This window comes from Idiomarina sp. UBA3162, from assembly GCF_002364475.1.
Taxonomy (GTDB): Bacteria; Pseudomonadota; Gammaproteobacteria; order Enterobacterales; family Alteromonadaceae; genus Idiomarina.
The window spans coordinates 2,576-8,841 of the sequence record NZ_DEYI01000031.1 but is presented as its reverse complement, the minus strand read 5'-3'; the positions used below and the strand labels follow the sequence as shown (position 1 = coordinate 8,841).

General features: G+C 48.2%; 8 protein-coding genes. All 8 read left to right on the top strand.

Translation table 11 applies throughout. The annotated features are described in order from the left end of the window. On the top strand, window positions 1-198 hold a 198-nt coding region (locus tag B2X00_RS03735), incomplete at its 5' end, for a MotA/TolQ/ExbB proton channel family protein (protein WP_290486178.1). Window positions 199-202: 4 nt separating this feature from the next. Beyond that, entirely contained in the window at window positions 203-727 is a 525-nt protein-coding gene (locus tag B2X00_RS03730) for a MotA/TolQ/ExbB proton channel family protein (RefSeq protein ID WP_290486177.1), read from the top strand. A gap of 12 nt (window positions 728-739) precedes the next feature. Then, complete coding sequence (locus tag B2X00_RS03725; RefSeq protein ID WP_006956494.1) at window positions 740-1,141, top strand: ExbD/TolR family protein; 402 nt, start codon at window positions 740-742, stop codon at window positions 1,139-1,141. A gap of 1 nt (window position 1,142) precedes the next feature. Continuing rightward, complete coding sequence (locus tag B2X00_RS03720) at window positions 1,143-1,757, top strand: energy transducer TonB (RefSeq protein ID WP_071462306.1); 615 nt, start codon at window positions 1,143-1,145, stop codon at window positions 1,755-1,757. A gap of 15 nt (window positions 1,758-1,772) precedes the next feature. Then, entirely contained in the window at window positions 1,773-3,053 is a 1,281-nt protein-coding gene (locus B2X00_RS03715; RefSeq protein ID WP_290486176.1) for a hypothetical protein, read from the top strand. 285 nt (window positions 3,054-3,338) lie between these two features. Then, window positions 3,339-3,716 (top strand): response regulator, encoded by a 378-nt coding sequence (locus tag B2X00_RS03710; RefSeq protein WP_290486175.1) that lies wholly within the window; start codon window positions 3,339-3,341, stop codon window positions 3,714-3,716. 8 nt (window positions 3,717-3,724) lie between these two features. Then, window positions 3,725-4,255, top strand: a complete 531-nt coding sequence (locus B2X00_RS03705; protein WP_290486174.1) for an adenine phosphoribosyltransferase — start codon at window positions 3,725-3,727, stop codon at window positions 4,253-4,255. A gap of 18 nt (window positions 4,256-4,273) precedes the next feature. Further along, entirely contained in the window at window positions 4,274-6,175 is a 1,902-nt protein-coding gene (gene dnaX, locus B2X00_RS03700; RefSeq protein WP_290486173.1) for a DNA polymerase III subunit gamma/tau, read from the top strand. The last annotated feature ends 91 nt before the right edge of the window (window positions 6,176-6,266 follow it).

The following is a 6,266-nucleotide window of genomic DNA, read 5'->3' as shown; positions in this document are numbered from 1 at the left end:
ACATTGTTCGGTACAGGTGACCCGAAAATCATGGCAGGCGACATCTCAATGGCGTTGGTAACAACGGCTATGGGTCTAATCGCGGCAATTCCATTGATTTTGGCTCACAGTATTGTGGCTGCACGTAGTAAATCAATTGTTCACTTGTTGGATGAGCAGGCTGCAGGTATTGTAGCGGCTCACTCGGAGAAGGAGTAAGTTCATGCTTTACCTGATGGAACTATGGGAATCTATCAGGGATTTTATTGCGACCGGTGGCGACGTATTGTACGTCGTCATGGGGGTACTCTTTCTAATGTGGGTACTGATGATTGAGCGTTATTGGTACTTAACGAGTTCGTTCCCTAAGTTGCGTAAAGAAATCATCGCACGTTGGGACGCTCGTAAAGATACCACCTCATGGTACGCACATAGAATCCGCGAAGCATGGATTTCCGAAGCGAACGATAAATTGAATGCACGTATTCTGTTGATTAAGACTTGCGTTGCACTTTGTCCTCTAGTGGGACTACTCGGTACAGTAACCGGTATGATTACCGTATTCGAGATCATGGCAGTGCAAGGTACCGGTAACCCTCGTCTTATGGCGTCGGGTATCTCGATGGCAACAATCCCGACAATGGCGGGTATGGTTGCAGCGTTATCCGGTATGTTCTTTGCGACCCGACTCGAGAGTCGTGTTCGTCGCGCTAAGCAGAACTTGGTCGACAGTCTGCCACATCACTAAGAGAGTATTACTATGGCAAGAAATCGTATTCGTGAAGAGGAAGATGCAGCGATTGACATGACGCCGATGCTGGACATCGTATTCATCATGTTGATCTTCTTCATCGTAACAACCTCTTTCGTTAAAGAGGCTGGTATTCAGGTTAATAAACCTGAAGCAAACCAGGCCAACAAGGAGCCTTCAGCTAACATCTTTATCGCGATTCGCGATACGGGTGAAGTCTGGATGGATAAGCGTCAAGTTGACGTAGAACGCGTGGCAGCAAACCTTGAGCGTATGCTTGCTGAGCAACCTACTGACTTAGTGGTTATTCAGGCAGACAAGAAAGCTGAGCATGGTCGTGTTGTAGAAGTCATGGACCAGGTTAAGGAAGCGGGTATCGATAAGATATCCATAGCAGCGGAGACTAACTAATATGGTGCGCTTTTTAGTATCTTTAATACTAGGTGCGGCCGTTACGTTTGCTCTGTTTGCTTTTATGGCTTACTTAATCGGTGGGGGGGCTAAGAGTAACGAAGCTCCGCCTCCCACTCCGGTCATTGACATCGTAACGTCGCCGCCAGAGTCCGACGTTCAAGAGCGCCGGAGAACACCTCCGCCGCCACCACCGCCGCCTCAGGCTCCACCTGAGACGCCGCAATCTGAACCTGATACGTCAGATGCGGGCGGTGTGAACATGAACATGGGCTTCGACGTCGATGTAGGTGGTGCTGACACTGGTTTGTCAGGCCCCGGTAACTTGTTGAATCAAGATGGTGACGCTACGCCAATCGTTCGAATTGAGCCTCGCTATCCGCCTTCAGCCGCTCGTAACGGCACCGAGGGTTGGGTACAGTTGAGATTCACTATCGATGAGCAAGGTGGTGTGACCGACGTTGAAGTAATTGACTCAGAACCTCGTCGAGTGTTCGACCGTGAAGCACGCCGCGCATTATTGCGTTGGAAGTATAAGCCGAAGGTCGTAGACGGTAAGCCTGTTCGTCAAGAAGGTATGACTGTTCAGCTCGACTTCAACATGGATGGGCAATAAGAAATGAAAACTGTAATGAAGACATTTGTTACTGCCCTTGCTTTCGGCTTGGTTGTAGCTACCGCTCCGGTAGCTGCACAAGACCTCGGTCTTGATCTGCCAAGTAAAGAAACCGTTGAAGCGCAAAAGAAAGCTCGAAAAAACCAAGTCGCGTCACAGCGTGTTGGTCGAGCGATTATGGATGCGTTCGAGTTGTACGAGCAAGAGCAGTTGCAAGAGGCAATCGTTCTTCTTGAGGAAGAACTGCCAGACGCTGAAGGCTACGATCGAGCGTACTTGAGCCGTTTCTTAGGTACGTTGTATGCGCAAGCAGAACGTACTGAAGAGGCGCTGCCAATGTTGAAGAACGCGGCAGACCAAGACGTACTCGGTTGGAGCGACCAAGCGGCTGTCCTTAAACTAGTGGGTCAATTGAGCCTTCAAGAAGAGAAGTATGCTCAATCGGTCACGTACCTACAGAAATGGTTCGAATTCACTGGTGAGATGGACCCGCAGGCGTTGTTCTATGTAGCAAATGCTTATTATCAACAAAAAGAGTTCGCTAAGATTGTACCTTATGCGGAAGCGGCACTTAAGTATGCGGATGAGCCTAAAAAGGATTATTACACGCTACTTATGGCCTCTTACTTTGAGCGTAAGATGTATGACCAAGCCATCGCTACGATTGAAGAAGGCTTAGATGTATTGCCGGAAACGATCCCTTGGTGGCCGCAATTAGCCCAAATGTACATGCTCAAGGAAAACCTTCCTAAAGCATTGCAGACAATGGAAATTGCTTACTTAGCGGGTTATTTGAAAGAGGAAAACCAATTTAAGTTGTTGGTTCAACTCTACGATAATGAGGGCATCCCTTACAAAGCTGCGACAACGATGTTGAAACACATCCAGTCGGGCGATGTAGAGGGAACAGCTAAGAACTACTCGACGGCAGCAAATAGCTTCCACCGTGCCAAAGAGTTTGCTGAGGCAGCAAAATGGTACGGTAAAGCGGCAGAGCTTACGGACGACCGTGAAGATAAAGGCGAGTACTTGCGTAAGCAAGGTAACTTGCTGGTTCAGAACGAGCAGTATGTAGCTGCGACTACACCGCTTAAAGGTGCGCTTGATTTGGCGCGCGGCGATGACAAAGGTCGTATCTACATGTCACTAGCAGAAGCGTTCTTCTATGGTGGCGACTACCGTCAAGCACTGACGTATGTGAACGAGGCGGCTAAATTTGATAATCAACGTCGTAGCGCGCGTAGTTGGAAAGGTTATATCCAGTCTACTGCGAAACGAAAAGGCGTCGATCTGTAAAGTTTAAGCCCGCAAAAGCCCCGCACAAGCGGGGCTTTTTTTTGCCTATAATTTACACCACCCCATACTTTTATAACGGATGGATTTCGAGTATGATCTGCTCCGACTTTTTATGGGGGAATTTTTCATGGGTAGTAACAATTATAAAGATCCTTCTAGCGGTAAATTTCTACTTATTGCTGTTTTACTCTTCGTGTTCGCGGGATGTCTCCCACTTGTTTTACGCTTTGTACAATTGATCGGTGCGTAACCGAAACGTGCGCTCTGCACAAGGATTTTAATGTTATGACAATTTCAACGCTCGTGGTCGACGACAACGCCAACACACGAGCTGATATTGCAAGTAGTCTGTCTCACTTGGATATCGCACTGGTGTTTGCGAATGATGGTCTTGATGGTCTTAAGCAAGCCAAAGAAAGCAACTTTGACCTAATGATCATTGATCACAAAATGCCACTCATGGATGGTCTGACGTTACTTAAGAACCTACGCCAGCTCGAACATTATCATCATACACCGATACTGTTTGTCACTACACAGGATGTGACGGATGTGGAGCCTATAGCGCTTAAACATGGCGCTACGCGCTGCTTGAGTAAACCTTTGGATGCCAAGTTCTTGGGTGATGTCGTAACCTATTATACAAAGCGGTCAGTTGCCTAGGGACACCTATGGATTTGATAACCACTATCCGAAATAGCATCCGGGCTATTCCAGATTATCCTAAGCCTGGGATTATTTTCCGCGATATATCTCCGTTACTACAATCCGCTAGCGCTTTTCGAGCAACTATTGAAGCCTTTGCCCAACGCTACGAAGCACAGGGCATTGATCAAGTTGCAGCGGTTGAAGCGCGAGGATTTATTTTTGGTGCAGCGCTCGCTCAGCGATTAGGGTGCGGGCTGACGTTGCTGCGTAAGCCGGGTAAGTTGCCGGGCCCAGTGGTCAAAGAGTGCTACGCATTGGAATATGGCGAGGATGCGCTTGAGTTACAGGAATGCGCATTCAAAGAGCCTCAACGCGTCGTATTGATGGATGATTTGCTTGCGACAGGTGGAACCGTTGCAGCCGCTGCGCGGCTGTTATCGAGAACGAAAGCGGAGTTGGTAGAAGCTGCTTTTGTAATCACTTTAGACGATCTTCCAGGCGAACAAAAATTGCGAGATCTTGGCATAACGTGCTATACCTTGTGTCGTTTTTAATTAATTAAGAGGCTGTTAATGGCTTATCAAGTGCTTGCCCGAAAATGGCGACCCATGCAGTTTGACCAAGTCGTCGGTCAACAGCATGTCTTGGAGCCGTTATTTCATGCGCTTGAACAACAGCGCTTGCATCATGCTTACTTATTCACGGGCACCCGTGGCGTCGGTAAAACCACCATCGCTCGTATTCTTGCTAAGGCATTGAATTGTGAGCAGGGTGTGGGCGCTCGTCCTTGCGGCGAATGTCAAAGCTGTCAGGAAATCGAGCAAGGCCGGTTTGTCGATTTGATTGAGGTCGATGCCGCATCCCGCACCAAAGTCGAAGATACGCGCGAACTGCTCGATAATGTACAATATCGGCCAACCCGTGGTCGCTATAAAGTGTACTTAATCGATGAAGTACATATGCTGTCTCGACACAGCTTTAACGCGTTACTTAAGACGTTAGAAGAGCCGCCAGAGCACGTTAAATTCCTACTCGCGACAACAGATCCACAGAAGCTTCCCATCACTGTCGTGTCACGTTGCCTACAGTTTAATTTAAGGGCGCTCGACCGTGAACAAATCGTCGGACAGCTTGACTACGTGTTAGAGCAAGAGCGCGTGGCTCATGATACGCAAGCTTTGGCATTATTAGCGCAGTCGGCTAAGGGTAGTATGCGGGATGCATTAAGCTTAACTGACCAAGCCATTGCGCAGGGCCAAGGCGAAGTTAAGACTGAGTCGGTACAACGGATGCTCGGGCATCTTGCTGATGCCCACGTGCACCCGCTACTTGATGCATTAGCTGACTCGGACAACGGCTCTGTCTTTCAAAAATTTGATGAACTCAAAGCACTCGTGCCTGATCCATTAATGATTCTTAATGAATTGCAGCGCGTTATTCATCGCTTAGCATTAATACAGCAGATCCCCGCTATGATGGCGTCAGAGGAGCAAACTCAGACAACGAAAGTACTGTTGCGTAAGTTGCCTGCCGAAGTACTGCAGTTGTACTACCGAATTATTGTTGAGGGTAAAAAGGAAGCACCTTACGCAGTCGATTCCCAAAGCGCGGTCGAGATGACATTACTTAGATTGTTATCTTTCACTTTTGCCAGCCCAAGCGCTGAAGAACAGACCATCGAGCAGCCGCCCGAATCAAACCTTGCGGCCATGGCTTCAGAAGATGTGCTCGACGCGGATACTGACGATAATTCTCCTGAACTTGAGCCGTACACTCATGATGAAGCCGACGATGAAGTCGAAGACGAGTCAGCGCTGATAGCGCAGCAACGAGATATAGAAGCGCAAGCAGAACAACAGCGTGCGCCGGCGACATCGGACGAGGGGTTGGCGTCATTGTTGAACATGCGCCAAGACTTGTCAGCTAGCCAAGAGTCGGAAAAAAAAAATTCTGAAATAGACGTTGAAACACCGAGAGAGCAGCCTCATTTATCAGCTAAGCAGGTAATGAGTGATGAGACTGAGTTAACCCAGTCAACACCCACAAGCTTAGCTCAGATAAAACAGCAGTTTAATTCATCAACACGGTGCGCAGCGGACGTCGATAACTGGGCTGCGATAGTTGATGCGACCGATGTACAGGGGTTAACTCGGCAGTTGCTGTTAAATTCGGTGTTGGAGAAGGTGGAGCATCAGCAATGGTGTATTTGGGTAACCGAAGAGCAACAGAGCTTGCTGAATGACAAGACGATGGCACTTGCGCGTGATGCATTAAGTGATGTGCTATCGGCGCAAGGTGAATACAACTTTAAGATTGGATCGCAGCAGATGACAACGCCGTTACTGATACAGCAAGCGATCGATCAGTACCGATTAGAGCAAGCCAAGCAATGGCTGCAAAACGATGTGGGCTTTAATCAATTATTAAACACATTTGAGGCGGTGACTGACGAAAGGTCGATCAGCGCACGATAAAATTTAGCAACAGAGGATTTGACCATGTTTAAAGGTGGTATGGGAAATATGATGAAGCAGGCGCAGCAAATGCAAGAGCGCATGCAAAAAG